Here is a 1,216-nt window from a genome sequence, read left to right as displayed (position 1 = left end):
ATGGCAAAGGAAAAGTTTGAGCGTACAAAACCGCACGTCAACATCGGCACGATTGGCCACGTTGACCACGGCAAGACGACGCTGACCGCAGCGATCACCAAGTATTTTGGTGACTTCAAAGCGTATGACCAGATTGACGGTGCGCCGGAAGAGAAAGCGCGCGGCATCACCATCTCGACCGCCCACGTGGAATACGAGACCGACGCGCGTCACTATGCGCATGTCGACTGCCCCGGCCACGCCGACTACGTCAAGAACATGATCACCGGTGCCGCGCAGATGGACGGCGCGATCCTGGTTGTGAACGCCGCTGACGGCCCGATGCCGCAGACCCGCGAGCACATCCTGCTGGGCCGCCAGGTTGGCATCCCCAAGATGGTCGTGTTCATGAACAAAGTTGACCAGGTTGACGACGAAGAGCTGCTGGAGCTGGTGGAAATGGAAATCCGCGAGCTGCTGTCTTCGTATGAATACCCCGGCGACGATATTCCGATCATTGCCGGTTCGGCTCTGGCCGCGATGGAAGGCAACAACCCGGAGATTGGCGAAGAGAAGATCAAGGAACTGATGGCGGCTGTTGATGAGTATATCGACACCCCTGAGCGTGCTGTTGACCAGCCGTTCCTGATGCCGATCGAAGACGTGTTCTCGATCTCGGGTCGTGGTACCGTTGTGACCGGTCGTGTTGAGCGTGGCGTGATCAATGTTGGCGACGAGATCGAAATCGTCGGCATCCGCGACACGTCGAAAACCACCTGCACCGGCGTTGAAATGTTCCGCAAGCTGCTGGACCGCGGTGAAGCAGGCGACAACATCGGCGCGCTGCTGCGTGGCGTGGACCGTGAAGGCGTTGAGCGTGGCCAGGTTCTGTGTAAGCCGGGTTCGGTAACACCGCACACCAAGTTCGAAGCCGAAGCCTATATCCTGACCAAGGAAGAGGGTGGCCGTCACACGCCGTTCTTCGCGAACTACCGTCCTCAGTTCTACTTCCGGACCACCGACGTGACCGGCACCGTGACCCTGGCGGCTGGCACCGAGATGGTCATGCCCGGCGACAACGTGTCGTTCGAGGTTGAACTGATCGCGCCCATCGCGATGGAAAACGGCCTGCGCTTTGCCATCCGCGAAGGCGGCCGCACCGTCGGCGCCGGCGTTGTGTCGAAAATCGTCGAGTAATTGGTTCTGGCGAAGAGATTATTCGTCGAGTAATCTCGGA

General features: G+C 59.2%; 1 protein-coding gene. It reads left to right on the top strand.

Annotated features, from left to right (window positions below; genetic code table 11):
• On the top strand, positions 1-1,176 hold a 1,176-nt coding region (gene tuf / locus ACR0L4_RS23620; RefSeq protein WP_480515643.1), incomplete at its 5' end, for an elongation factor Tu.
• Positions 1,177-1,216 lie beyond the last annotated feature (40 nt).

It is taken from the genome of Ruegeria sp. AB5, assembly GCF_056542645.1.
The sequence above is the reverse complement of the archived record's forward strand: the minus strand, read 5'-3'. Positions and strand labels throughout refer to the sequence as shown.